The sequence below is a fragment of the Aulosira sp. FACHB-615 genome, assembly GCF_014698045.1.
Taxonomy (GTDB): Bacteria; Cyanobacteriota; Cyanobacteriia; order Cyanobacteriales; family Nostocaceae; genus Nostoc_B.
Genome location: NZ_JACJSE010000004.1, coordinates 305,492 through 331,438, shown reverse-complemented (window position 1 = coordinate 331,438; position 25,947 = coordinate 305,492). Strand labels below are relative to the sequence as shown.

General features: G+C 43.1%; 16 protein-coding genes, 1 tRNA gene, 1 pseudogene and 1 CRISPR repeat array. Of the genes and pseudogenes, 11 read left to right on the top strand and 7 right to left on the bottom strand.

Features of this window, described 5'->3' with window-relative positions; translation table 11 throughout:
• Positions 1-715: 715 nt before the first annotated feature.
• Both purL and purF read left to right on the top strand, forming a co-directional pair.
• Positions 716-4,504 (top strand): phosphoribosylformylglycinamidine synthase subunit PurL, encoded by a 3,789-nt coding sequence (gene purL / locus H6G77_RS08625; protein ID WP_190871339.1) that lies wholly within the window; start codon positions 716-718, stop codon positions 4,502-4,504.
• A 250-nt stretch (positions 4,505-4,754) separates the two neighbouring features.
• Positions 4,755-6,245, top strand: coding sequence for an amidophosphoribosyltransferase (gene purF / locus H6G77_RS08620; RefSeq protein WP_190871338.1), 1,491 nt, complete (start codon positions 4,755-4,757; stop codon positions 6,243-6,245).
• 362 nt (positions 6,246-6,607) lie between these two features.
• Here purF and H6G77_RS08615 read toward each other — a convergent pair whose 3' ends face one another.
• Both H6G77_RS08615 and H6G77_RS08610 read right to left on the bottom strand, forming a co-directional pair.
• Entirely contained in the window at positions 6,608-8,107 is a 1,500-nt protein-coding gene (locus H6G77_RS08615) for an MBOAT family protein (protein ID WP_190871447.1), read from the bottom strand.
• Positions 8,108-8,234: 127 nt separating this feature from the next.
• Positions 8,235-11,252: a DUF1574 family protein gene (locus H6G77_RS08610; protein WP_190871337.1), complete on the bottom strand. Its 3,018-nt coding sequence runs from the start codon at positions 11,250-11,252 to the stop codon at positions 8,235-8,237.
• A gap of 217 nt (positions 11,253-11,469) precedes the next feature.
• On the opposite strand from H6G77_RS08610, the gene H6G77_RS08605 reads away from it, so the two are divergent.
• Together H6G77_RS08605 and ppc are read left to right on the top strand one after the other, a co-directional pair.
• A complete protein-coding gene (locus H6G77_RS08605; protein WP_190594663.1) occupies positions 11,470-11,709 on the top strand; it encodes a hypothetical protein in 240 nt (79 codons plus the stop codon).
• 100 nt (positions 11,710-11,809) lie between these two features.
• On the top strand, positions 11,810-14,863 hold the full coding sequence (ppc, locus tag H6G77_RS08600) for a phosphoenolpyruvate carboxylase (protein ID WP_190594664.1): 3,054 nt from the start codon (positions 11,810-11,812) through the stop codon (positions 14,861-14,863).
• Positions 14,864-14,978: 115 nt separating this feature from the next.
• Here the strand turns inward: ppc and H6G77_RS08595 are convergent, their stop codons facing one another.
• On the bottom strand, positions 14,979-15,350 hold the full coding sequence (locus tag H6G77_RS08595) for a hypothetical protein (protein WP_190594665.1): 372 nt from the start codon (positions 15,348-15,350) through the stop codon (positions 14,979-14,981).
• A 110-nt stretch (positions 15,351-15,460) separates the two neighbouring features.
• Here H6G77_RS08595 and H6G77_RS35640 point away from each other — a divergent pair.
• The 6 genes and pseudogenes from H6G77_RS35640 to H6G77_RS08565 all read left to right on the top strand — a co-directional run.
• A pseudogene (locus H6G77_RS35640) lies at positions 15,461-15,610 on the top strand (DUF4090 family protein); the annotation flags it as partial.
• 5 nt (positions 15,611-15,615) lie between these two features.
• On the top strand, positions 15,616-16,527 hold the full coding sequence (locus tag H6G77_RS08585) for an Rpn family recombination-promoting nuclease/putative transposase (protein ID WP_190594666.1): 912 nt from the start codon (positions 15,616-15,618) through the stop codon (positions 16,525-16,527).
• A 30-nt stretch (positions 16,528-16,557) separates the two neighbouring features.
• Positions 16,558-16,929, top strand: a complete 372-nt coding sequence (locus tag H6G77_RS08580) for a four helix bundle protein (protein ID WP_242049167.1) — start codon at positions 16,558-16,560, stop codon at positions 16,927-16,929.
• Positions 16,930-17,057: 128 nt separating this feature from the next.
• Positions 17,058-17,363, top strand: coding sequence for a DUF4090 family protein (locus H6G77_RS08575; protein WP_190676343.1), 306 nt, complete (start codon positions 17,058-17,060; stop codon positions 17,361-17,363).
• 302 nt (positions 17,364-17,665) lie between these two features.
• Positions 17,666-18,766 (top strand): alpha-hydroxy acid oxidase, encoded by a 1,101-nt coding sequence (locus H6G77_RS08570; protein ID WP_190594668.1) that lies wholly within the window; start codon positions 17,666-17,668, stop codon positions 18,764-18,766.
• A gap of 60 nt (positions 18,767-18,826) precedes the next feature.
• Positions 18,827-18,910: transfer RNA gene (locus H6G77_RS08565), tRNA-Leu, on the top strand.
• Between the two features lie 296 nt (positions 18,911-19,206).
• Positions 19,207-19,976: direct repeats of the CRISPR family, unit length 37 nt; unit sequence CTTTCAACCCACCCTGTACTAGAAGGGTTGTTGTCAC.
• 446 nt (positions 19,977-20,422) lie between these two features.
• Here the strand turns inward: H6G77_RS08565 and cas12k are convergent.
• Positions 20,423-22,342 (bottom strand): type V CRISPR-associated protein Cas12k, encoded by a 1,920-nt coding sequence (gene cas12k / locus H6G77_RS08560; RefSeq protein ID WP_190871336.1) that lies wholly within the window; start codon positions 22,340-22,342, stop codon positions 20,423-20,425.
• An 81-nt stretch (positions 22,343-22,423) separates the two neighbouring features.
• Here cas12k and H6G77_RS08555 point away from each other — a divergent pair, with 81 nt between their 5' ends.
• The gene (locus tag H6G77_RS08555) at positions 22,424-22,876 is read left to right on the top strand and encodes a MerR family transcriptional regulator (RefSeq protein WP_190871335.1); all 453 of its coding nucleotides are present in this window, start codon (positions 22,424-22,426) and stop codon (positions 22,874-22,876) included.
• Between the two features lie 111 nt (positions 22,877-22,987).
• Here the strand turns inward: H6G77_RS08555 and H6G77_RS08550 are convergent, their stop codons facing one another.
• The 3 genes from H6G77_RS08550 to H6G77_RS08540 all read right to left on the bottom strand — a co-directional run bounded on the left by H6G77_RS08550 (position 22,988) and on the right by H6G77_RS08540 (position 25,771).
• Entirely contained in the window at positions 22,988-24,838 is a 1,851-nt protein-coding gene (locus H6G77_RS08550) for a DUF262 domain-containing protein (protein ID WP_242049166.1), read from the bottom strand.
• 142 nt (positions 24,839-24,980) lie between these two features.
• On the bottom strand, positions 24,981-25,295 hold the full coding sequence (locus H6G77_RS08545; protein ID WP_190871333.1) for a hypothetical protein: 315 nt from the start codon (positions 25,293-25,295) through the stop codon (positions 24,981-24,983).
• 158 nt (positions 25,296-25,453) lie between these two features.
• Positions 25,454-25,771: a hypothetical protein gene (locus H6G77_RS08540; RefSeq protein ID WP_190871332.1), complete on the bottom strand. Its 318-nt coding sequence runs from the start codon at positions 25,769-25,771 to the stop codon at positions 25,454-25,456.
• Positions 25,772-25,947 lie beyond the last annotated feature (176 nt).

Genomic DNA, 25,947 nt, shown 5'->3' with positions numbered 1-25,947 from the left:
CCCCACACTTCCCCCACTCCCCACACTTCCCACACTCCCCACACCTCCCACACTCCCCACACCTCCCACACCTCCCACACCTCCCACACTCCCCCCACTCCCCCAACTCCCAAATACAAAAAGCCGACAGTTTTTTATCAAAGCTGTCGGCGATTAGTGTGTTCCCTATTAATGACTCGGCTAGAGTTCAGTTGTATGTAATTATGCCAATTTGGCAAAGGGCGAGAGACGATCTCAATCATGTTTCTATGTGATTGTCGTCACTTGAGTGTTACTATCGAGCGGTATCTACTTAAGTGTGTAACAACGGACAAGCTTAGAGCTACAACAGCAGTTACAGATGGGGAAAAACAAAGCACAAATAGCCAATGACTTAGGACTTACGCATAAAAACGAAAAATCAAGAGTTTTGGCGATGGTGTAGGGGTAGAGGGTATAGGGGTGTATGTATCTAAAACCTTTACGCCACAAACCCTTACACCCAATCTTCATAGACAATCTTTGTGTGTAAGTCCTGTGACTATAGGACTCATAATTTGATTTATGAAAAAAGCCAGTACGCCCAAATAAGACTTCTTGCCTACTCCCTACTCCCCACTCCCTACTCCCCACTCCCCATTCCCTGCCCATACAACTAGATTCAGAAATCAAACCGAATTTTTATATTGACCATTAACTATAAAATAGTCTTCTGTCCCCTTGGTGCATTATTCCCATGACCACCACCCCCAAAGATCCGTTTTCTCCCAAAGAAATTGCCGCCGAAGGTATTAAGCCCGAAGAATATGCAGAAATTGTGCGACGTTTAGGCCGCCATCCTAACAAAGCAGAACTGGGAATGTTTGGGGTGATGTGGTCAGAACATTGCTGCTACAAAAATTCCCGACCCTTACTCAAACAATTTCCGACCACAGGCCCCCGTATTCTCGTAGGCCCTGGTGAAAATGCGGGTGTGGTTGACCTGGGTGAAGGACTCCGCCTCGCTTTTAAAATTGAATCTCATAACCACCCTTCCGCCGTTGAACCCTTCCAAGGAGCTGCCACAGGTGTCGGTGGTATCCTCAGAGATATTTTTACAATGGGTGCGCGTCCCATTGCTTTGTTAAATTCATTGCGTTTTGGTTCTCTAGATGATCCTAAAACCCAAAGGCTATTTACTGGGGTAGTCTCAGGAATCAGCCATTATGGTAACTGTCTCGTCAGTGATGAAACTTTTATTTGGCAAAATCAAGACGGGATACATTTTGATACCATTGGCAACTTTGTGGAATCTCGCCTCACAACCAACGTCACGACTTTAGAACTCAGTGATAGTGATGCGGTTCAAACTTTATCTTTAGATCCCGACAGCCAAACTGTTTGTTGGCAACCTGTACGGCGAATATTTAAACGACGTAGCCAAAATTTGATTACTATCCGTACAGCCTTGGGACGTACTTTGGTGGTTACGCCAGACCATCCGATGTTAATTCGCGCCAATGGTGAATGGGATATTGCAGTGGCGCAGTCTTTAAAAGTCGGTGATGAAATCCCGTTAATAACTGCATGGCCACAATTAACAGCAGAAAAAGACACAGCCTTAGATTTGCTGACTGGTTTAAATCCAGAAACTGCCATTGGGAAAGATGTATACGTGCAGCTACCAGAAAATTGGCAAGTCACAGAAGCGGTGCGTATTGCGCTGAGATTACTCGAACCTGCTGTTTACAAACGCCATCAATACTTATCTACAGGTAGATTTCCTCTAGCTTACTTTTTGGCCTTGGAACTGCTGCTGAATGTATCTCGTAGCGATATCCGCTTATTGCGGCGCGGTAAAGCCAATTATATGAATGCAGTCATTCAGCCAAATAAATTGTTTGCCCGGTTAATTGGCTATTTTCTCTCAGAAGGCTGTGCTGCCAAAAACGGCAATACCTACAAAATTGTTTTCACCTTCGCCCATCATGAAACAGAGTATGTTGATGATGCGATCGCTGGTCTAAAATATTTGGGGTTACGTCCTTGTGTAGAAAAACGTGCTTCTACCATTGCTGTTTACGCGACTTCCTGGCTATTTGGGCATTTCTTGAAGAATGTTTGGCAATGCGGCACAGAAGCCAGCAATAAAGCATTCCCTAACTTTGTCTTCCAGTGGTCACAAGAATTGCAGCATGAAGTCCTCAAAGGCTTATTCCGGGGTGATGGTTCAATGACTACCAAAACTCACGGTAATCACGCCAAAATTAGTTTTGCTACCACTAGCCGCAAGTTATTTGAGCAAACAGTCCTATTACTGCAAACTCAAGGAATCATCCCATATATTTATTGCCAACCAGCAGGCGAAGCAGAAATTGAGGGACGCAAGTACATCCGTAAACCCTTATGGCAATTGGAAGTCAGTAATTTTGCGGCATTAAAAGCCTTAGCTACAGTTTTTAGCCAAGAGCGAAATCAGGAATTAGCCGTTGCTTTAAATCGTTACAGTGGTACAAAACATTCATTTCCTCGGTTTACCCAGTCGGCAGCAGATGTAGCTACTGTCAAGATTCAGAGTATTGAACACCAAACCGTTGCCGAATGTGATGTCTATGATGTGGAAGTAGATAATACACATCTTTTTGTGACTTCATCGGGGATCGTGACACACAATTGCGTCGGCGTTCCTACTGTTGGTGGCGAAGTATACTTTGACCCTGCTTATGCAGGAAATCCTTTAGTTAACGTCATGGCTTTGGGATTGATGGAAACGCCGGAAATTGTCAAATCTGGGGCATCGGGCATTGGTAATCCTGTATTGTATGTGGGTTCTACCACCGGACGCGATGGGATGGGTGGTGCAAGTTTCGCCAGTGCCGAATTAACTGATGCGTCGATGGATGACCGTCCGGCGGTGCAAGTCGGCGACCCATTTTTAGAAAAGTCATTAATTGAAGCTTGTCTAGAAGCGTTTAAAACTGGCGCAGTGGTCGCCGCCCAAGATATGGGTGCAGCCGGAATTACTTGTTCTACCTCAGAAATGGCAGCTAAAGGTGGTGTCGGCATTGAATTAGATTTAAATAAGATTCCGGTGCGGGAAACTGAGATGGTTCCCTATGAATATTTACTGTCGGAATCGCAAGAACGAATGTTGTTTGTTGCCCACAAAGGCCGGGAACAGGAGTTAATTGATATTTTCCACCGTTGGGGGCTTCAAGCGGTTGTGGCTGGGACAGTAATTGCAGAACCCATCGTCAGGATTTTATTCCGGGGGAAAATTGCGGCAGAAATTCCGGCTGATGCTTTGGCAGAAAATACGCCACTTTACGAACGTGAGTTATTGGCAGAACCGCCAGAATACGCCCGCCAAGCTTGGACATGGACAGCAGATAGTTTACCTGCTTGCACAACTGCGGGGATCGGTAGCCACAGTTGGAATCATATCTTATTGACTTTACTCAATACACCCACGATCGCCTCGAAAAATTGGGTATACCGTCAGTACGACCATCAAGTACAAAACAACACTGTCGTCCTTCCCGGTGGTGCAGATGCGGCTGTTGTGCGCTTACGTCCATTAGAAGCCATCCCCAATCTCACATCACCAAATCTGAAATCTGCCGTTGCCGCTACGGTAGATTGCAATCCCCGCTATGTTTACCTTGATCCCTATGAGGGTGCTAAGGCTGTCGTTGCCGAAGCCGCCCGCAACCTCAGTTGTGTGGGTGCAGAACCATTAGCTGTTACCGATAACCTGAATTTTGGCAGTCCCGAAAAACCCATTGGTTATTGGCAATTAGCTGAAGCTTGTCGCGGTTTAGCAGAAGGTTGTCGAGAACTAGCCACACCAGTCACAGGGGGAAATGTCTCTCTTTACAATGAAACTGTCGATTCTCAAGGCAACCCCCAACCAATTTATCCGACTCCTGTGGTGGGAATGGTGGGTTTAATTCCTGATTTCACTAAAATTTGCGGTCAAGCTTGGCAAGCAAGCGGTGATGCGATTTATTTACTAGGGTTAACTGTACAGTCCAAAGTGGAATTAGGCGCATCAGAATATCTGGCTACCATCCACAATACTGTAGCTGGCAGACCACCAAGGGTAAATTTTGACTTGGAACGCCGTGTGCAGCAGGTTTGCCGTGATGGTATTCGTTCTGGTTGGGTGCGTTCAGCCCATGATTGCGCTGAGGGTGGATTAGTTGTGGCTTTGGCAGAATCTTCGATTACTGGCAATTTGGGAGCAGAAGTTCAATTAGAAATTTCGCCAAATCAGTTACCGCGTTTGGATGAAGTGCTATTTGGTGAAGCTGGCGCAAGAATTATTGTTTCTGTGGGATCAGAACACCAAGAAATCTGGGAATCATATTTACAAGAACATCTGCCTCAAGAATGGCAAAAATTAGGCATCGTTGGTAATTATGGTGCTGGTTTGACGGTTTTAACTACCGATAACCAGACCTTAATCGCAGTTAGTATGGAAGATATGAAGGATCGTTACAATCATGCGATCGCTAAACGTCTAGCTGCACACACTCAGTCCTAAAAAAGTATCTCGTCTGAAGTCAAAAATTTCACACTTCAGACTTCATACTTCAGACTTCTTAGGGTACTGTTTTAATAAGTGGTTAAAGATTTGTTAAGAATAGACCATAACACTTTCAAAAAGTGAATGCGGAGACGGATTGCTCAAAAGGTTACATACTCACCGTTTGACAACCCAAAATCCCAAATGGTACAGCCACCTCAAGCCATAACCCCAGTGACTTGACACCCCAATCAGGAGCAAAGCCAGCATGATTCCCATTGATTCTGTGACTTCGGATGAATACCCCGAATCTCATTTCAACTCAAATAATGACCGTCCTGACAAGCCCGAAGAAGCTTGCGGTGTCTTTGGAATTTACGCACCAGGAGAAGACGTTGCCAAACTAACCTACTTTGGATTGTATGCCCTCCAGCACAGGGGTCAAGAATCTGCTGGCATTGCCACCTTTGAGGGGACAAAAGTCCATCTGCACAAAGATATGGGCTTGGTGTCTCAAGTCTTCAACGAATCTATTTTAGAAGAATTGCCGGGAAATCTTGCTGTTGGTCATACCCGCTATTCCACCACTGGTTCTAGCCGCAAAGTGAATGCTCAACCTGCTGTAGTTGAGACTCGCTTAGGCAATTTAGCTCTAACACATAACGGTAATCTTGTCAATACAACACAATTACGTGATGAATTGGTTAAGAGCAATTTTAACTTAGTCACGACAACTGACTCAGAAATGATTGCCTTTGCGATCGCCGAAGCAGTCAACGCTGGTGCAGATTGGCTAGACGGCGCAATTCAAGCCTTTCACCGTTGCCAAGGAGCCTTTAGTTTAGTTATTGGTACACCAGTTGGGGTAATGGGAACCCGTGATCCTAACGGTATTCGTCCTTTGGTAATTGGGACTGTGGGGACAAATCCCGTTCGTTATGTCTTGTCTTCGGAAACTTGCGGTTTAGACATTATTGGGGCTGACTACCTACGAGATGTTGAACCGGGAGAATTAGTTTGGATAACCGCAGAAGGTTTGGCTTCCTTCCATTGGAGTCAAAAGCCGCAACGTAAATTGTGCATCTTTGAAATGATTTACTTTGCCCGTCCTGATAGCGTGATGCACAACGAAAGTTTATATAGCTATCGGATGCGCTTAGGCAGACAACTCGCGGCTGAATCTAATGTTGAAGCCGATATTGTGTTTGGCGTACCTGATTCTGGTATCCCCGCAGCGATTGGATTTTCCCAAGCTTCCGGCGTTAGTTATGGCGAAGGCTTGATTAAAAATCGCTATGTTGGGCGTACCTTTATTCAACCAACTCAAACTATGCGCGAGTCTGGTATTCGGATGAAACTCAACCCCCTCAAAGATGTCTTGGCGGGTAAACGAGTTGTGATTGTAGATGATTCAATCGTGCGGGGTACAACCAGCCGCAAATTAGTCAAAGCCTTGCGTGATGCGGGTGCGGCTGAAGTTCACATGCGAATTTCTTCACCCCCTGTCACTCATCCTTGCTTTTATGGCATTGATACTGATAGCCAAGATCAATTAATTGCGGCTACCAAATCCGTTGCCGAAATTGCCCAACAATTAGAAGTAAATTCTCTCGCCTACCTCAGTTGGGAAGGAATGCTGAAAGCAACAGGAGAAGACACCAATAGTTTTTGTTCTGCTTGCTTTACAGGAGATTACCCAGTGGCTATTCCTGAACAAGTGAAGCGTTCTAAATTGATTTTAGAGAAGGTGGTAGTTTAAATTCTCAAAAGAATTCAGAATTCAGGAGTCAGAATTCTGAATGAGAATAGTCTCTAGGCGCTACGGTGTAAACACACATCTGAGTTGAGTGCATCTGTCCCGCCTCGGAATTAATTCCGAGTCTCATAGCGCAAGTTCTCTAAAGAGAACTCAAAAAGGATTTTATTCCAGTCCACTTGAGTGGACTTTGGCTATGAGCCTGGAACTTTAGTTCTAGGCGGGAAGGGCTTCAACATAAAAATTTTGGACTTGTGTATATGCCCGCCGCAGCGCCTTTTAGTAGAGGGAGGCTCTTAGGAAAATTTCTATAGAATTCAAGTTAACCTGTAACCTGTAACCTATCACCTATCACCTGTCATAAACTAAAAATCAAAATAGATGTAAGGTAGACCGCCTTCGGGAGCTAGTAACCAGACAATATAAAAACATAAGGGTACGAAAACCAGCTTGATAGGCCAGTTTAACTCTAGTTTTAATCGACCGTTCACAGCATAGACCAAGGCCATACAAGCCGCTAAAATTCCCAATAACCAAGAGAGTTGATAAGGGCTAATAGTTAAAGCTTCTACATATACTTTTTGGGCGAACTGTGCATCAGCTTTGTGACCCCAAAGGTGCTGAATTGCTAAAGAAGAGTCTTGGAGATTGGGTAAACGAAACCAAATCCAAGAAGTGAAAACCATAAATTGTGTCAATAGCCAAGCGATAAATATACCAATAGGATTTTGCCAGAATTGGGCTAGTTTTTCGTTGCGATCGCTCCAATCATCTGTGATTCGATGTACAGCTAAAGCAATACCGTGGAGAATACCCCACACAAAGAAACCCCAGGCGGAACCGTGCCAAATACCTGCAATTACCATCACCAGGAATAAATTCCAGCAGGTACGCATCAAACCGCGACGAGAACCACCCAAAGGAAAGTAAACATAGTTCCGCAACCAATCACCTAAAGTTATATGCCAGCGTCGCCAAAAATCAGCAATGCTAGTACTAAAGTAAGGAAAATCAAAATTTTCTGGCAAAACTAAACCAAATAGCAACGCTGTACCACGGGCAATATCTACATAGCCATTAAAATCTAAATACAGTTGCAAACCATAGGCAAAAGTCGCCAACCACAAATCCGTACTACCTGCGCGGGGCAAATTTCCAAAACATAAATCAACAAAAATCCCCAAATTATCTGCCAAGAGTCCTTTTTTAATTGCACCTCTAGCAATTAACCATAATGCTTCTGTACCTCTCTCGGCTGTGGGAAATTGCAGTGTATTAAATTGAGTTGCTAAGTTGTGATAGCGGGTAATTGGCCCGGAAATTAGTTTGGCAAAAAAGAGTTTATATGTCGCAAATTTGAGAAAATGGTCAGTAGCTGGAGCGCCGCGATAAACATCTATTAAATAAGCAATACACTCAAAGGTAAAAAATGAAATTCCCAACGGTGCAATAACTTTAAAAGATGTTTCTGGTGAACTTATTTGGATAGGAAAAACTAAGTTTAATATCGGCGAAATATATTTAAATCCTAGAAGTAATAAAACATTTAATACTATACCTAGCGATAACAATTTCAGACGGCGACTATTCCAATCAGCATTGGCATACTGCCATTCTTCATTAGATATGCGCCAATCAAGACTATGGTCTCCCGGCGAAGTATTTTTGCCGATTTCTCTGCCTAAGCGAAAGTTAATAAAGGTCAGTGCTAATAACAGTGGGATGTATTGAATACTCCAAGAAGCATAAAAGGCAATACTAGCAATTAATAAAATCCACAATCGCCATTTTTGTTCGGCAACAGTCCAGTAGATACCTAATATACCCAGCAGAAATATGGCGTAAGAAATTGAAATAAAGTTCATATTTTGGTCATTGGTCAATTGTCATTTGTCATTTGTCATTTGCTATAAAGCAGGAGGTAGTGGTTCGGCTATACCTCATTACTCAAAACGTACACTGAGCGGAGTCGAAGTGTACATTACTCAGCACTTACTTTGTAGGCCAAGAAATCACCGGGTCGATCGCTAATTTTTTCGAGACTTCATAAGCACCAAAGCGATTCAGATGGCTGGGGTCAGAGAAATAGTCATTTTTCCTGGGCCAAAGTTGGCTAAAATCCCGATAAATAAAATTAGGATTTGTGGCTAACCGAATCATATATTGTTGAAATTCTTGCTCGTATTTCTTGCGAATTGGATCTAAATATTCGGCGGTAAGAGGCATATTAATAAATACGAGAGGAATTTGCTGCGCCTGCGTAAACTTCAAAACTTCTTGAAAGGCGGCATCTTGATTGCCTTCGATCTGAAATGATTTGTAGTCATTGTCATAATTACCTGTGACTCTGGGATGTTTTTGATAGTATCGCGCTGGGTTGAAACGCACAGATAAAGGTAAGAAGCCATCAAAATCAACTGATTGCAGTGAAGTTTCATCATCTGAACTTTCAGTAACCGATTCTGTTGATTGATTGTCTTTGGAATTGCGATCGCTAATTAATGGCAAACTATCCAGTTGTTGATGTAACAGAGATTTAAGCTGGTTACGATTTTGATAGGTACTGGAAAAAGCCCCTAGAATTTGATTTAACCCATTATTAATCGCTTGATAGCTAGTAATTTCATCTGGTTTTTTTGTGGTTTTTTGCTTGTCTGGTGATTTTGCTGGATTGTTAGCAGCTTCTTCATTAGCGTCAGTATTCTGGGCTTTTTCCAGGATTTTTTGATAACCGGGGGAAGCCGCGATCGCATTAAAGGTAATATCGTCTCGACCACTGTTAAAAGCGCGAGAACCATCAGCCCACAGAATCACTTTGGGTAATTCTGATACCTCCAGGACTTGACGAATAATAAAATCGACAACTTGGGCTGTTGCACCATTCACCCCAAAGTTGAACACCTCAATATTTGGGTATCCTTGTTTGGCTAAACCTTTGGCTAATGCCGCCGGGTCAACACCGCGCAAAGCCCGCGAAGAACCAATAATTAAAATATCTGGGGGACTGCCTTTAATATTTAATTGTTGGCGGTATAAAGCTAGTTGTTCGTCTAATTGCCGCGCATTAAAACTGGGCATTTGCGATCGCGCTGCTAATAAAATTGCCGATGCTGTGGCTTTTTCTTTTAATGGTGCGGCTGTTAAATCTGTCGCCTCTGGATCATCTTCATTCACAGTAAACCCAGAAGCGTTGAAGCCAGAATTTTTCGACCCTGATAATTTCTGCCCAGAGGAATTATTCAATAATTCGATTTTTTCTTGATGTTTGGGTTTGCGTGGGGGCTTTGGTTCGGCATGGGCAGCCGCTACACTAGCCTGTGGTGGAGGTACTGTCCGCGCCACAATTTGACCGCTAATCCAATCGGTTTGCAGTGTCAGCAATAATCCTAATGTTCCCCAAACCAAAGCCACTTTCAGTCCGCCTTGTAAATCGGGGTCGGCGGCGCTTGACTGACCAGATTCAGTAAATATTTGTGTACCTAAGAGGAAATTTTTAATTGCCGTGCTGGTGCTGACAACCCAATCTCGCGCGACTTCTGTAACAAAATTTTGAACTTCTTCGGAAGTTAAATCAGGGCGAAAAATCGGTTCTTGACCGTCTTTAACTATCAATTCACCCACATATTCCGAGGTGGCGGCAAACTCTGGGGTGGCTTCGGGTACTAAACGTTGGCGTTGGACAAAATCTGCGCCATGATGCCAAACTGGTTCTTTATTACCAGCCCGACGACCGTAAACCCTCACCCCAGTGATTCCAGGTAACTTTAACTGCCGGACAAACTGGGTAACTTTATTGGCGACTTGTTTGCGGTTGGGACAGACAGGCGCATCACACATAATGTGCAGCAAGTCGCCTTTGTGAAGTAAAAGGACACGTATCCCGCCTGTTTTCAAGCGCCATTCTAAATCGGTATTGAGTAAGCGTTCTAATAAGAAATGCGTGGCTGGTTCATCGCCCCTAGTGGCTAACTCTAAAGCGGAAGTCGCCAAGGCTGGATGTTGTGCCGCAGGTAGGGAAATCCAATCAATCCAAGCTGGTTGCTTTTGGGCAGTTTTTTGACCGTATATCGTCGCGCCAAGAATGCCTTGAGGTGCGATCGCTTCTAGGTGCGATACGATGATATCCAGACATTGAGTTTTATCGGGTGCAGGTGCATCTTCTAGCGGATCAAACGCAGGGGAGCAGAAAAGGTGTAAAGTTGATTCTTTGAGAGATGCTTGGACGGTAACTTTAAATTCTAATAATACTTCTGTTAACAGCCGAGCGATCGCTTGTATATCTCCCCAACGCGCCCATTCTTTCAGCATTACTTCTGGGGGCGTTAAATCTACCCGCAGTACCCAATCATTATTTGTTTCACCACTGACTTGGGCGGTAATGACTGCATCTTGATAGCCCGTCAACTTTAATAGTCGCAGTTTTTGGGCAATGGTTTCGGCTAATAAGGAAGAATCTGGACTATAGACAGATTGACAAAAAACCCAGAGACGATTTGTGGGGGCTTGGGTTTTGTCTTTGGGTTGGTGTGGCTTAATTTTGACTTGAACTCCCACACCCAAAGAACTGAGAGTTTCACTGAGATAATGAGCGATCGCATTCGGGTCGCCGCGACGGGCTAAACTCTCATTTGATATAATTAGCGACCCACCCGGCTGTGATGCTTCCGCGTCTTTGAGGGCTTGTTCTACCTGTTCTAAATGCTTGTCTAATTGATTTAGATGTACCCGATGACACCATTCGGGGCGATTTTCGCCCTTTTTTCGCCCATAAACCAATACTTGGTATATTGAGGGTTGTTCGTTATTGGTTAAGACATCTAAATCTGTTTGCTGGAGTGCGTGAAGCAAATCAGCAAGAGTGCGCCAGCGTAGAGGACACTCTATCGCTTCACAAAGAATGTGTAGGTCATTTCCCCGCAACCGGACTTTCACCCCTAAAGTGTTAATCCCTGTTGCTTGGCTTACCCATTGCACTAATATTTGCTGGCTATCTACTAATAGTTTTTTCATGGGCAGTTAACTTTACAGGAAGCGAGTATTCGGGGGTATTGCCTGCACTTGTAAACTAGAACCATAATGTCTATCACATTTTGCTGTTTTTTTTTAACACTTTTGTTACCTTCTGTGCTTGCAAAATAGGCCAAGATAGTCTTATATCGTTGCAAGTCATACAGATTTTGAGTTTTGCGTTTCATTTTCCTCGTTCGCCAACCACCAAAAATTAGCAATGCCTCCTATCACCTCCCAATCTTCACCCAACCCCGGACTAAATCTGGTTTTGTTTAGCATTCCCCAATCTTTTATCCTCGAAATAGGTACAGCGTCTATACTACTGCTGCTGACAAGCGAAAAGTTCACACTCAAAGCCCTAGAATCTATCGGGCAAGCAAGTGAAGAATTGTTTCGCGGCGATCGCTTACCGATTCTTCCCTTTCCCAGTCACAATGAATTAACCAATAAAAGCTAAAACTTATACTTTAAAAAATAAATCGCTCATAGAAAACAATGAGCGTAAATCACAAAGTTCAAAAATGTAAACAGTAATTGGCTTTACAAGAGAAGCAAATATGAGTTCGCTTTTATACTCTGTGTCACACGCTGCGAATTATTACCCTGCATCAGAATTGTTTTTACGTCGTCGTCTCCAAATCGTTGAAGAATTATGGGAGAACGTCTTGCGGCAAGAATGCGGACAGAAAATGGTAGATTTGTTGGGGCAGTTGCGCGATTTGTGTTCGCCAGAAGGACAAGCCACCAACGACCAAGCATCCGCCGCCGTTAAACTGATTGAACAACTGAATATTAATGAAGCCATTCGGGCAGCAAGGGCTTTTGCGCTTTATTTTCAGCTAATTAACATTATTGAGCAAGAATATGAGCAGAAGCAGCAACTTACCCGCTACTCCGAAATAGACGATCAAATTACCACCACTTCTGACACCATGTCAGAAAGTACCTATTCCTCCAACGATAAAGAAGATGATGCCTTTGTCAACAAAGGTATCGGTTCAGATTTGTTGGCTAAAAGCTGGGTGGGCAAAATGCAAAATAAACAAAAAGGCACTTTTGCCACGCTGTTTCCTTATTTGTATGATTTGAATGTCCCACCCCAACAAATTCAGCGTTTAATTTCCCAGTTAGATGTGCGCTTGGTGTTCACCGCCCACCCCACAGAAATTGTCCGTCACACCATCCGCGATAAACAAAGACAAGTTGTCAATCTCCTGCAACAAATGGACGCAGTGGAAAATCGTGTTGGTGCGTATCCTTGGGAGTCAGGGGAGTTACGCGAAAAGCTACTAGAAGAAATTCGCCTCTGGTGGCGTACCGATGAACTCCACCAATTTAAACCCACAGTGTTAGATGAAGTAGATTACGCCCTGCACTACTTCCAAGAAGTCTTATTTGATGGTATTCCCCAACTGCATAAACGGTTTAAATATGCTTTGGGTAAAACCTTTGATTGGTTAGAACCGCCCCGGAAAAACTTTTGTTCCTTTGGTTCTTGGGTAGGTTCCGATAGAGATGGGAACCCCTCAGTGACACCGGAAATTACCTGGAAAACAGCTTGCTATCAGCGCAAAATGGTGCTGGAACGCTATATTCAGTCAGTCAAAAAGCTGATTGAATTATTAAGCATCTCGATGCACTGGAGTGATGTTTTACCAGATTTACTCGAATCGCTGGAATTAGATCAGTCCCAGTTAAGTGATATATATGATGCTTTAGCGTTGCGTTATCGCCAAGAACCTTATCGGTTGAAGTTGTCTTATGTATTGAGACGGTTAGAAAATACCCGCGATCGCAATTTAGCATTATATAAACGGGAAACGCCCAGCAACGAAGATGCACCAATGTATCGTTCTGGGGCAGATTTCTTGGCAGAATTACGACTAATTCAACGTAATTTGAGCGAAACGGGCTTAAGTTGCCGAGAACTGGATAATTTGATTTGTCAAGTCGAAATCTTTGACTTTAACTTGACACAGTTAGATATCCGCCAAGAATCAACCCGCCATTCGGATGCGCTAAATGAAATTTTGGACTATCTGCAAGTTTTACCCCAAGCATACAACGACCTCTCAGAAGAACAGCGCGTGGCTTGGTTAACTTCCGAATTGCAAACCCGCCGCCCCTTAATTCCGGCGGAGTTGCCATTTTCCGAAAAAACCAACGATATCATTGAAACCTTCCGAATTTTGCGAACGCTGCAACAAGAGTTTGGTGTTAACATTTGCCAAACTTACATTATTAGTATGTGCCGTCAAGTCAGCGACGTACTAGAAGTTTTACTCTTAGCCAAAGAAGCAAGATTATTTGACCCAGCCATTGCTGTTGGCACAATTCAAGTTGTACCGTTATTTGAAACCGTAGAAGACTTACAGCGTTCCCGCAGCATTATGCGTCAGCTGTTTGAACTTCCCTCGTATCGGGCTTTATTGGCTGGCGGCTACGAAAATATTCAGCAAAGACTTTCTGATGCTGAAGCAAATCCCCATTCCACAATTACACCCGACTTACAAGAAGTCATGTTGGGATATTCCGACAGTAACAAAGACTCTGGCTTCTTAAGTAGCAACTGGGAAATTCACAAAGCCCAAAAATCATTGCAGAAAATCGCCGAAGAATATGGTGTTGATTTAAGAATTTTCCACGGTCGCGGCGGTTCTGTGGGTAGAGGTGGCGGCCCTGCTTACGAGGCGATTTTGGCACAGCCAGGCCACAGTATTAACGGGCGAATTAAAATTACCGAACAAGGGGAAGTCTTAGCTTCTAAATATTCCTTGGTGGACTTGGCGTTATACAACTTAGAAACCGTCACCACTGCGGTAATTCAAGCCAGTTTGCTGCGGACAGGGTTTGATGATATTGAACCTTGGAACGACATTATGGAAGAACTAGCAGCGCGATCGCGGCAACATTATCGTGCTTTAATCTACGAACAACCAGATTTCATTGACTTTTTCAACCAAGTCACCCCCATTGAAGAAATTAGCCAACTGCAAATCAGTTCTCGCCCCGCACGTCGTCCTTCAGGAAAGAAAGATTTAAGCAGTTTACGGGCGATTCCTTGGGTATTTAGCTGGACACAAACCAGAGTTTTACTACCTTCTTGGTATGGTGTTGGAACAGCTTTGCAAGAATTTTTGAATGAAGAACCAGAAGAACACCTGAAATTACTCCGCTACTTTTATATGAAGTGGCCGTTCTTCAAAATGGTTATTTCCAAAGCAGAAATGACACTGGCGAAAGTCGATATCCAAATGGCGCGACACTACGTCCAGGAATTATCCAACCCAGAAGACAAAGAACGCTTCGAGGTAGTCTTTGAGCAAATCGCCAGTGAATACTATCTCACAAAAGATTTCGTCCTGAAAATCACTGGTCACACTCGACTGTTAGATGGTGATCCGGTATTGCAGCGTTCAGTACAATTACGTAATGGGACAATTGTACCGCTAGGGTTCATCCAGGTTTCATTACTCAAACGCCTGCGCCAAGCCAAAAATACTACAGCTACCTCTGGTGTGATTCACTCCCGTTACAGCAAAGGCGAATTACTCCGGGGCGCACTGTTAACCATTAATGGTATTGCTGCGGGAATGCGAAATACTGGCTGATCTGCTGCTTCGAGTCCTTTGTCAATGGTCATTCGTTCTCTAGTGACCATTGACTAGGGAAAGGGGACAAGGTAGACAAGGTAGACAAGGTAGACAAGGTAGAAGACTTCAGACTTCAATTGCGCGATCGCAAGTTATGCAAATTTCTCCAGGAATTGGTACTAGTATCAAAACAATGCCAAGTACCGTCCTTGGTATCCTGATAACAAAACAAAGTGCGATCGCCACTGTATAAATTATCGGTTAAATAGTATACTAGCCCCCGGAATGGATATGTTTTGCGACTTAAACGTTTAGCTACAGCTTGATTGGGGCATTCCACAATAAATACTGGTTTTTTGTTCAAGTGAGCTAAAGAGAATATACACATACGCAAAATCGCTCTCAGCCAACTTTCGGAATTATCAAAATAGTCATCAATAATCCTGTTAGTTAGTGCTTTTTCGAGGGTGCGATCGTTGTTTTGAGAGATGTGAGCCTCAGACATAGCCTCACCTATTCCTATACCGATGGTTCGAGGTTAATCCAAAATTTCTCAAAATGCCAAGGGTCTAGTCCTGGTAAAATCTACCCAGAGCAAAGAAAGAGCAAATAGCCATAACTGCTGAAACTAATCAAGCAAATTCCCCAACTACAGGTGCAGATGCCATTGACCAAGCGATCGCTAAAGGGATAGATTTTGATGGAACGCCCATTCCTAGTGCCAAGCTAGACCTTTATCATCAAGTCATATATTCCCACAGCAACCCTTCATGCGCCGAGATTCGATTTTTTACAAATTATTCCAACAATCTCCTACTTTATTATTTGAACTCTTAACAAATCCTCCAGCAAATGCAGGTGAATATAAATTTGACTCAGTAGCTGTCAAAGAACCTAAGTTTGAAATTGATGGAGTATTCTTACCACCAGAAAATGCCAGTCCGGGTATTGTCTATTTCTGTGAGGTGCAGTTTCAAAAAGATGAAAAGCTTTATGAAAGAGTATTTGCAGAATCTTCGCTGTATTTTTACCGCAACCGTGACAGATTTAGTGATTGGCAAGCAGTGATAATTTATCCATCACGTAGTATTGAACAGAGTGATACTCATCCTCACAGAACATTACTCAACGGCAACCAAGTACATCGAGTATATTTGGATGAGTTGGGAGAAATTCGTTCTTTACCTTTGTGGGTAGCGGTAATGGTATTAACTACCCTAGAAGAAGAACAAGCCCCCACAGAAGCTAGGTATTTATTAGCAAGAAGTCGTCAAGAAGCTTCTTCATTAACAAGTCGTGCCATAATTGAAATCATCACGACAATCATGACATATCGGTTTGAGCAACTGAGTCTAAGAGAGGTGGAGTCAATGTTAGACATCACACTGAAGAAAACGAGAGTTTATCAGGAAATTAAAGAAGAAGTTCAAGAAGAAGCACGAGAGCAAGGACGAGAGGAAGGACGAGAGGAAGGACGAGAGGAAGGACGAGAACAAACACGAGAAGCGACAGCGAATATTATTATCAGACAATTAACCAAGCGGTTTGGAGAACTTACCCAAGAGACGCGTTCTATGGTTGCGGGTTTGCCATTGCAAATGTTGGAAGATTTGGGTGAAGCATGGCTCGATTTTACAGGCGTAGCTGATTTACAGGCTTGGTTACGGGCGCGAATTAATTAAATGTACAAAATTTGAGAGTAATTTTACTGTTTGGTGAGCATGGGCGATCGCTTGTTGTACTTTACCAAAGAAGGGCGATCTCATTTTTATTGTCTCACTGTGAGAATATGGAATCATGAGAAAAAACTTCTTCATCATACTGACCAAATTCGTCGCTCCTCTCGCTCTGTCTGTGCAAATATGGCAGAGGCTTGGAGAAACCGGCGATATAAAGCCGCTTTTGTCGCTAAACTCAATGATTGTGAAGCAGAGGCAGCAGAAATTCAAGTTTGGTTAAAGTTTGCTGTGAAATGTCAATATCTTACCGTTGAACAAGGAAGAGAACTCTACGCTCCTTACAATCAAGTCCTTAGTGGGTTAGTCAAGATGATTACCCATGCAGATGATTGGTTACTTGACTAAATTCCCAAACCTCCCACACCCCCCACACTCCCCACACCTCCCACACTCCCCACCCCCAGCCTCAACAGATAATCTTTGTGCATCAGTCCTGGTAAAATCTACCCAGAGCAAAGAAAGAGCAAATAGCCATGACTGCTGAAACTAATCAAGTAAATTCCACAACCAAGGGTGCAGATGCGATTGATGAAGCGATCGCTAAAGGGATAGATTTTGATGGAAGTCCCATTCCTAGTGCCAAGCTAGACCTTTATCATCAAGTCATGGCCTTAGAAGCAAATAGACAGCGTAGTGGCGTTTCTAATACCATGCGATCGCGGATTGTGCGAATCGGTGCAAAACATATCCCCCAACCAGAACTTGACCAAAAACTCATCGATGCTGGTTTTGCGCCCTTAAAGGAAAAAGAAATCGCCTTTTTCTACGGTGGGAAGTAATTAATTCAGGACTTACATACAAAGTTGGTCTGTCAAGAATGGGTGTAGGGATGGGTAAGGCGCACCAAGATTGTCTGTTGAGGCTGGGTGTATGGGTGTATGGGTTGGGTTTACAAAGATTGTCTGTTGAGACTGGGTATAGGAGTGTATGGGTTTTGCTCACCTAAACCCCCCGGTTACTGAGCGCAGCCGTTCGCGGAGCGTCTCGCAGAGAAGTACACCCTCACACCGTTCTCAAACACCCTCACACCCTTACACCCTTTTCAAACAATCCTCTCCCAAACCTTTGATTTTTCGTCATCATGACAGATGTCTCTTTACCCATTAACCTCTGGGAATATGAACAGTTAGCCAAACAGCATCTCTCGCAGATGGCTTTTGATTATTACAGTAGTGGTGCTTGGGATGAAATTACACTACGAGATAACCGCACTGCTTTTGAACGCATAAAATTGCGTCCTCGGATGTTGGTAGATGTGAGCGATCGCAATTTAAGCACCGCTATTTTAGGAAAGCCTTTACAACTACCCATATTAATTGCACCGATGGCGTTTCAGTGTCTAGCCCATCCCCAGGGAGAACTAGCCACAACCTTAGCCGCAGCTACCGCAGGTGTGGGTATGGTCTTGAGTACAATGGCTACCAAAAGCTTAGAAGAAGTGGCGGCGGTAGGTTACAAACATAATGCCTTGCAATGGTTCCAACTGTATATCCATAAAGACCGAGCCTTAACGCGGAATTTAGTAGAAAGAGCTTACGCCGCAGGTTATCAAGCCCTGTGTGTAACTGTGGATGCGCCAATTTTGGGACGACGAGAGCGAGATGTGCGGAACACCTTTAGCTTACCCCCTGGATTGCAATTGGCGAATATTACCAATATTTCCGGGTTGAATATTCCCCAAGAATCAGCAGAATCTGGATTGTTTACTTATTTTGCCCAGCAATTAAACCCGGCTGTAACCTGGCATGACTTGGAATGGTTGCAGTCCTTATCGCCACTACCTTTGGTACTCAAAGGTATTTTACGCGCTGATGATGCGATGCGAGCAGTTGAGCATGGAGCCAAAGCAATTGTAGTTTCTAATCATGGTGGCAGACAACTCGATGGTGCGATCGCCTCTTTAGATGCACTGGCTGAAATAGTTGCTGCTGTAGATAATCAAGCCGAAGTGCTAGTAGATGGCGGGATTCGTCGTGGTACAGACATCCTCAAAGCCTTGGCTTTAGGCGCAAAAGCTGTTCTAATCGGTCGCCCCGTACTCTGGGGATTAGCTGTCGCAGGACAAGTTGGCGTATCCCATATCATCTCCCTGCTACAAGATGAATTAAGTGTAGCGATGGCTCTGAGTGGCTGCACATCCATACAAGATATTGACCCTAGTTTAGTCACTTTCAAACACTAACCCGCAAAATTACTTGCAGAGAAGTTGATGGATATGCTATATTAGGAAAGTTGCACCCAAGGGCGGGTGGCGAAACTGGTAGACGCACCACACTCAAAATGTGGCGACCTTGCGGTCATAGGAGTTCGATTCTCCTCCTGCCCATTATTAAAACTATTTTGTTACCTTTAGCAAATGTACAGTGACTTATTATTTGTCATCGGTGACACATTATTGTCGTTGGTGACAAATTCTTGTCTTCTTAGGCTCAATCCCGGTTGTAGGGAACTAGTGACAAATTATTGTCAGCCTTAATATGCTTTTCATTAGCATACTTCTTAAAGTAACTGCTCAAATAAGCTTTGTAAACTTGATTTTGCAAAAAAATATATAGTAAGAGAATCGAACTCCTATCTTTCAACCCTCGATTTAAATTGGCAATCTCTCAATTACAAGTCAATCTTTTAACCTATCCTGTGCTATTAGAGTTATTGTCTCTTGACCACTGTGATGTATGGGAGAGAATACGATTATCGCTTTCAACCCACCTTGTACTAGAAGGGTTGTTGTCACAGGAGTATCTTCTGGTTGAATTACCTGATACTCTCTTTCAACCCACCCTGTACTAGAAGGGTTGTTGTCACAATTGCATAGCTTCAATAATTACTGGCTTTTTTCTACTTTCAACCCACCCTGTACTAGAAGGGTTGTTGTCACGCCAATTGCTAGGCCAGTCTACAATGTCGAATACCTTTCAACCCACCCTGTACTAGAAGGGTTGTTGTCACGTATTTATCAAAGTACAAAATATTCGCCTCTACCCTTTCAACCCACCCTGTACTAGAAGGGTTGTTGTCACACAATATCCCATCCAGGAATCTCGCACTTACTTACACTTTCAACCCACCCTGTACTAGAAGGGTTGTTGTCACTATCGGCAACATGGGTAATTCTATGGGTAGGGTCAAAAAACTTTCAACCCACCCTGTACTAGAAGGGTTGTTGTCACTCTTCATCTACAGCTAGGCGATCGCCATCCACGGACTTTCAACCCACCCTGTACTAGAAGGGTTGTTGTCACATCGCTGCTGCTAAGGATATTGAAAAGAATTTTAACTTTCAACCCACCCTGTACTAGAAGGGTTGTTGTCACACCCAAGTTTTCACAGCAGCAAAAGTCTTTAGTGTATGAGCCTTTCAACCCACCCTGTACTAGAAGGGTTGTTGTCACCAACCTAGCTCCAAAACATTGTAGGGCAAAGTTTCCAGATGCCTCTAGCGCGGATGTTTCCCAATTTTCTATTTGAGCCTCAGTCTCAAAAATCATGTTCTGGGAAAAAACGATGAAATTCAGACTGGACAAGCAATTTGGAACTTGCGCGGAACTCTTCAAAATTTTGCCCTAATTCAAAGCCCTTCAAATAAAGAATTGGGGAGGGTTCCCCCTTGATCGGGGGTGATTGGGTAGCCACTACAGCAGTACATCCGCGCCCTTATTGCTGGGAGCGCACCTATCCTATCCGAAGATAGCAGCATCAGGGTGAGCAGCTACCAGGGTCAGAAAGCAAGACTGTATTGCTACAGTCAAACTAACCCTCATTTAACACAGTTTAGAGGCTGCAAGCAGCATGAACTGCGGCGCTATTGATTATTTTATTGTCAAGGTTCAGATATTTGTCAACTTCGCCTAGCTAGGCGGAGATTATAAGCACAGAGGGCTAATTCTTTTGCTTTATCCTGGGGGCTGCCACGAACAGGTTGTTGACCTTCCTCAACCACAATTCCTGTCTGAGCAGCTTTACTCTGAATACTCTGAATTAATCTGCCATAGCTCCATGAATGGACATTGACTCGATATTGTTTGGCGTATTTTTGCTGGATTTCTACGGAGCCAGGACATTTTGTTTCAGCTAGAGCTTGAATTTCACATTGGATAATCTCTCGCATATCACCTAACTTAGGCAAGACAATACTGCCAGCTTTGTAAGTTTGCGCGATCGCTACAATTTCTTTAGCCAACAATCTGTCCACATACTGCCCTAACTCAGATGTCCCGAACTGATTAGGAGAAAAACTTTTTTGTGCTTTATGGCGTTCATGGGATAGCGATCGCTGTTGTCGTCGCTGACGATTTAGCAAGTCATAATTGTCCCCTAGTAATTGCCTGATGCTATGGTAAGCCAAAACTTTGTTTGCGATCGCATCGACTACGGCTATAGTTGCAGGTTTTTCTAACCCCAAGCTTACTCCAACCAATATGTGTGATTGACCTTGGTACAGGGGTTTACTAGGACGCTCGAAGGAATTATTTATGCGAGTTAGTGTAGATTGTTTACGCTGAATAAAAGCTTGCTGAGTAATACTCAGGTCTGTCTTTTCTTTCATCTTGGTGATGAATTTGGTAATCTCGTGTGCTTTCTCTTGGCGAACTTGTTCTGTTCCTTCAGCACTCCACAGGCGATTGTCTACACAGCAATAAAGGGTCAATCGGTTAATTTGCCAAGGTTCACCTTTACCTTCACCTTCTTGCCAAGCTAAACGACCATTTCTGAGAGTGAACAAACCGCTAGAATGTTGATGTCTGCTTTGGCGTTTCGTCTGTTGGTCTTCTAAGAACCTTTTAAACCAATGTAATTGGCGGCGATCGCAGTACACTTCAAAAGTTAAATCACTCAAGCCGTTGAAGTGAACACACAGCCTACCTTTTTTGTTTATTGACCAAACAAGGTCTTCGTTCGTTTCAAAAATCAAGGGAAATGGCAGAGAACTTGACTGAGTTAACAAAATATCTTGCCAGCGTTTAGCTTCGGCATTGTCTTCTGGAACAGTTTTTGTAGCAGTGAAGAGTGTTTCTAACCATTTAGCATTGGTTAAGTCCCGACCTTTAGGAATTCGACTGGTTAGTTTTTCTGTGAGTCTTTGAATTTGGATTTCTAATTTACGGCGGCGTTTGGCAAATTTTTCTGGGTCTTCTTCTTTATTATTGAGTTTGCAGCCATTTTTCAGCAGATAGCTAATGGCACTACGGCTGAGTATATCGTCAGTTTCTTGGTAAGCATCAAATAATTTATGAGATAAACTCCTGTCAGGATTTGAAGCAGATAACTTTTTTGATTTCTTTGCCTTTCCTCTTTTAGCTACAGGAGGATTAGGCTCAGATTCTGACGTAGCTATTGCCAAAATTTCAGCAGCTTTAGTACGAATAGCCTCTAAGCTGCAACCACTAATTTCTACTAATTCAGCATCGCTGTTGAGTATTTCTAGCCAGCGTATTTTGCCGTCAAGCTGCTGCTGTAGGCGTTTTTGAATGGCTAACCAAGATTTGTAAATGTAATCCACAACATGAATTGCAGATAAATACAAACGGCTTGGCTGTCCGACAAAACGAGGGTCAGTTTTCAAGGATTGGCAAAGTTGGTTAACAACGGTTGAGGGCAGTTTGCCATTTTTTCGCCACTTCTCAAAATCTGGATGTTCACTAAGCTGTTGAAGCAGTTCGTTAATTAAAGGTGTGTTTAATTCTGCCATCAACTTCCAGAGTTGTTGACGGGTAGATTCACTAGCAATTAGGCGACTTTGAATAGTGATTTGGCTCATAAAAATAAAATATCACAAAAACACATTGTGTTATATAAAAATATAATGTGTTTTAAGAGATGCTTCTATAGGATGTATCTTATGGAAGACAAGTTCTACACAAGCACACAAGCATCAGAAATTACTCATTGCTCTCGCCGCCAGTTGCAGTATTGGCGAGAGAAGGGAGTGATAGTACCTACGGTTAACAGTAGTGGCAAAGGTCGTAATGTTTACTACTCTAAAGCTGACTTACTGGCATTAACAGTAATGGAGCAATTATTGTCAATTGGTTTAAATTTTGAGGTTTGCCATGCAGCATTGGTAACACTACGCGAACGGGAACCTTGGTTATTTGATGAGTCTGTCCCAGAAGAAAAGATGAAGCGGCTCATGTTATTACCCACGAGATCGCCTGAACAACCTTTGCAATTAGCGGAGTTTGATAAGCAAGTGGCACTAGAAGCACTTTGCCAGGGACAAACTGTAATTCCTTTTTGGAGCGATCTCATTCATCAACAATTAAGAGAAAATCTTAAAAGCTTTAGTAGCTAGTTTGGCTTTGAATACTAAGTTATGTGTTTGCCACGTAGCATAAAGCTAGATTTATGTTTGCTGTCACAAACTCCTCTATTTAACCAAGTCAGCGATTTTGATGCTGATAGCTTAATAGTTCTTGAGAGCTTCGGGATGAAGCTTATACTCTCTGCCATTCCCGTGATGATTCTCTTCGACAAAATCCTGAAAGGATTCAAAACTTAAACTTTTGCCCATTGCCTTTCCAATTAGGGTCAGCAAATTGTTTGCCCGCAGATGAAAGAAAGCTTCAAAATCATCTCGGCGCAAAGTTGTTGGAGAGATAGCGTGCGATCGCAATATTTCATCTAGTCTTCTAGCTGATGTTCCAGTATTTTCAAACTCTTCTAAATAAACTGAAGGTGCTTTACTACCAATCTTTTTATTTGTTTTGGCACTTAAAGGTGTACGGTTAATCAAGCAGTTATATTTTTTGGGTTCAATGCCTTTTTTGCGACACCATCCCACAGGGAAGATATGGTGCGAATCTATCTGTTCTTCAAAATAAATCACATCATTGATTTCTTCCCCAGTACACCAATCAATTGCCCCCTCACGTCTTAGTAAAGCCGCTAAACCTTGATATACTGCACCGTAACGTTTTCTAACGCTAATCAACCTATCAAAAGAAAAATCTGCTTGCACAATAGTAAGCGGCAGTGAGCCACCTGATAACCAATCTGGTACTTCTATCACGTCTCGCCCGGCTCGTGCCTCATACCAACGTGTATATACTTCACCAAACATCCCACACCATAACCAGCGTTCTAGCATAGAACGTATATGAGAAGAACGGGAACGCTCTCCCAAAACAGTAAAAATGGCACTGAGGATGACTAATTGAATGGGATAGGCTAAATCATCTGCATCAAAGATTTTTTGACTATGAAGGAAACGAGCAGATTCTTCAAAACCCCTAGAAATTGGATCAGCCCATTTTTGATATTCTTCTTTGGTGAGTTTGAGAACTTCAGCGCGATCGCAAGCAACACCTGGTAATTTATCGATGTTCCCGCCTTTTTTAATAGCTTCCATCCTCTTGGCATAACTAGCTATTAACGTAACTGCTTGTACAAAATCAGTGCTGCGGAGCTTACGCAATACTTTTAAAGATTGGAAGCGATTTTCGCGCTGTTTCCAATCATCTCTCAAACTGAAGTCAGCAGTGCAATAGCTGGAACTCATTAAATCGAAGTAATTGAGGTCACAGCCAGAAGTGTTTGTATCTTCAAAGACTTGGCAAACTGCTTCTTTTGGTAAGGAGTCACGTAGTTGGATCACAGGTATTTGATAATGCTCAAATTTCTTGAGAACTTCCAGTTCTAAAGTGTCAATTAGTTCCAGTTTTTGGGCATCGTATTGCCAATATTTAGAAAATTTACTTCTCCACTCAGAAAAAAAGAACACTTTAGATAAGGGAAACAAGAGGGCTTTATATTCTTTTTCAGGAGTAGAGCAGTCAACCAATCCCCCTGTGAAGGTGCGCGTAATTCTGGATTCAGGTAAGGCAATAATTGCATTAAGGCGATCGCATTCTGGATCGAGGCATTTTTCAATATCCAGGTAGTACCACTTTTTGATAGTTTTCTGGTTTTTTTGGTCTTTGATGATGACTGGTTGTTCAGACAGTAGCACCATAAATGCAGTTGTCAGGCGTTGCTGTCCATCAAGAATTAACAAGTTTGGCAGATGATTTGGTGGTGTTAACACTCCATCAACAAGACGTGGTTTAAATTGTCGGTGTTGATGACCTTGCTGAAGCATCATGACTGCGCCAATAGGATAAGCCAAAGATATGCTGGCTAATAGACGACGCACATGAGTATCATCCCAAACCCAATCCCGTTGAAAATCTGGCAGTTGGATGCGTCCAGTTTTAATGTCTTTCATGACATCAAGGAGAAAATACTTGGTGATGTCAAAGGTAGAGATGGAGTTCATTTGATGTTCTGTCATTTTTGCCATCAAGAAAGATGCGACTGTTCACGAAAGTAGGTAGGTCTTTAGGCCAGCCTAAGATTACCCTTGTAGTGAAAACAAGGGGTTTTTGGGGCAGTTGGTCGTGAGTCGCGATCGCTTTTGTTTATTCTTGAGGAAAGTCTGGAGGTAAAGTCACAATTCCTTGTGCAACAAGCTGTCTAAATTGGTTGATCAGGTCTGCTTGCCGTAATATGCGAGTAATATATTTAGGTCGCCGACGAAAGTCCGTTCCCCAGTCTTTAACGGTTTTTGGGCTAGTACCTGTAACTTGCGCGATCGCATTGATGCAGGCTTTACGATAATTGCGGCCTGGTTCCTGATTTACCCAACGGCGACAATACTCAGTCGGTTCAAGGGGCAACTGACGGAGTAGATCAATTGGATGATTATTTTGATGGGAGTTTCTCCCAGTCTGCATCTTCGGTCTTGATGAGTCAGATTAAGCTGGCAGAGGCAGGGAGTATTGGAAATGGCAGTAAGCTAAACTTTTACTCCTATAAATCCTGTGCTTGCTGAACCCAAATTAGAAAATATCTGCTCACAGTACAAGTATTTTAGTCACGAATCACGACCAAATTATTTTTGAGGATAATCAGGAGGTAAGACTATTTTTCTAATTTGGTTAAGCATATCTGCCATACGTAGTATATGCACTACATAGTTTGGTCGCCTCTCAAAGTTTTGACCCCAATTTCCTATAGTCCTCTCACTTAGCCCGGTTGCTTCAGCTAGAGCAGCAATACAGGCTTTCCTGTATCCCCGTTCCTCCGAGGACATCTCAACCCATCGTTGGCAATATTCCAAAGGCTCCAAAGGCAAGTCACTGAGCGCATCGATTCTATATTGAGTTGTCTGGGGATTGCTGTCTATTACCCGATTTATTCTTAACTGCACAATCACTCACGAATCGTGACTATTTTATAGATATTATGAGTCACGATGTGTGTAGAAAGCAGTGCGATGCCTGTGGCGGGCTACGCCAACGCAAACAATCTCAAAAGCTTTAGTAGCTAGTTTGATGTTGAATAATAGGTTTTCTGGTTCCTAGATAGCAAAATACTAGACTCATA

Coding starts and splice junctions, on each gene's coding strand:
- purL (WP_190871339.1), top strand. CDS start 716: ATGACCACCACCCCCAAAGATCCGTTTTCTCCCAAAGAAATTGCCGCC.
- purF (WP_190871338.1), top strand. CDS start 4,755: ATGATTCCCATTGATTCTGTGACTTCGGATGAATACCCCGAATCTCAT.
- H6G77_RS08615 (WP_190871447.1), bottom strand. CDS start 8,107: ATGAACTTTATTTCAATTTCTTACGCCATATTTCTGCTGGGTATATTA.
- H6G77_RS08610 (WP_190871337.1), bottom strand. CDS start 11,252: ATGAAAAAACTATTAGTAGATAGCCAGCAAATATTAGTGCAATGGGTA.
- H6G77_RS08605 (WP_190594663.1), top strand. CDS start 11,470: ATGCCTCCTATCACCTCCCAATCTTCACCCAACCCCGGACTAAATCTG.
- ppc (WP_190594664.1), top strand. CDS start 11,810: ATGAGTTCGCTTTTATACTCTGTGTCACACGCTGCGAATTATTACCCT.
- H6G77_RS08595 (WP_190594665.1), bottom strand. CDS start 15,350: ATGTCTGAGGCTCACATCTCTCAAAACAACGATCGCACCCTCGAAAAA.
- H6G77_RS08585 (WP_190594666.1), top strand. CDS start 15,616: ATGCGCCGAGATTCGATTTTTTACAAATTATTCCAACAATCTCCTACT.
- H6G77_RS08575 (WP_190676343.1), top strand. CDS start 17,058: ATGACTGCTGAAACTAATCAAGTAAATTCCACAACCAAGGGTGCAGAT.
- H6G77_RS08570 (WP_190594668.1), top strand. CDS start 17,666: ATGACAGATGTCTCTTTACCCATTAACCTCTGGGAATATGAACAGTTA.
- cas12k (WP_190871336.1), bottom strand. CDS start 22,342: ATGAGCCAAATCACTATTCAAAGTCGCCTAATTGCTAGTGAATCTACC.
- H6G77_RS08555 (WP_190871335.1), top strand. CDS start 22,424: ATGGAAGACAAGTTCTACACAAGCACACAAGCATCAGAAATTACTCAT.
- H6G77_RS08550 (WP_242049166.1), bottom strand. CDS start 24,838: ATGAACTCCATCTCTACCTTTGACATCACCAAGTATTTTCTCCTTGAT.
- H6G77_RS08545 (WP_190871333.1), bottom strand. CDS start 25,295: ATGCAGACTGGGAGAAACTCCCATCAAAATAATCATCCAATTGATCTA.